The sequence below is a fragment of the Sphingomonas sp. LH128 genome (genome assembly GCF_000293195.2).
GTDB lineage: Bacteria > Pseudomonadota > Alphaproteobacteria > Sphingomonadales > Sphingomonadaceae > Novosphingobium > Novosphingobium resinovorum_A.
The window spans coordinates 1-1,039 of sequence record NZ_ALVC01000477.1 but is presented as its reverse complement, the minus strand read 5'-3'; the positions used below and the strand labels follow the sequence as shown (position 1 = coordinate 1,039).

Annotated in this window: 1 protein-coding gene; it reads left to right on the top strand. The window is 67.9% G+C overall.

Features of this window, described 5'->3' with window-relative positions:
- On the top strand, nt 1-1,039 hold a 1,039-nt coding region (locus LH128_RS28750), incomplete at both ends, for a thiamine pyrophosphate-dependent enzyme (protein WP_008833223.1).

Below are 1,039 nucleotides of genomic sequence, written 5' to 3'. Positions count from 1 at the left end.
TTCGCCGCGAAAGTTCCCGGCCCGGTGCCGAGCATCGCCACCCTGCGCCCCCGGCCCGAAGTCGCACCGGCAGCGGCCGACATCGCCGCTTTGGCGCAGATGATCGGCGAGGCGAAGACCGTGGCCGTCCTATGCGGCTTTGGCTGTCACGCCGCTGCGGAGGAGCTGAAAGCGCTCTCGGACCGCCTGAATGCACCGCTGATGCATACCTATCGCGGCAAGGACATCCTGCCTTACGACGATCCGCGCTGGATCGGCGGCATCGGCCTGATCGGCGGGCGGCCCGGCGTCGATGCCCTGCACCAGGCGGACCTCATGCTGATGCTAGGGACCGACTACCCCTATTCCGAGTTCCTCCCCACCAAGACGCGTGTGGTGCAGATCGACGAACGCGCCTTCGCGCTGGGTCGCCGCACCCCGGTTGCCCTCGGCATCGTCGGATCGGTGCGCCCGGCCTTGCGCATGCTGCTCGACGCCCTGCCGCAGCGAGGCGACACCGCCTTTCTCGATGCGGTGAATGCCGACCGCGCGAAGTGGGACGCGATGCTGGACGAAAAGGCCGCGCTCGATCGATCGCCCGACATGCTTCACCCGCAGGCCGTCGCCCGCGCGGTCAGCGATCGTGCCGCCGAGGACGCGGTGTGGGTAACGGATACCGGCGAGGTCACGCTGTGGGCGGCGAACTGGCTGCGCCAGAGCGGGCGCCAGCAGATCACCGGCTCGTTCAACAATGCCGCCGTCGGCACCGGCATAGGCATAGCCAACGGCGTCCAGGCGCTCGATACCGCGCGGCAGGTGATCCTTCACGCGGGGGATGGCGGTTTCACGATGCTGCTGGGCGAATTCATGACCGCAGTGGAACACAAGCTGCCGGTCAAGGTGGTGGTCTACGACAACAGCACCTGGGGCCTTGTTCATCTGGAGATGGAAGGCGCCGGAGTTCCGCCGAGCGAGGGAGCCTCGTTCCCCAACCTCGACTTCGCCACATTCGCGCAGGCCTGCGGCGCGCGCGGGTTCACGGCCAGAACGCCGCACGAAC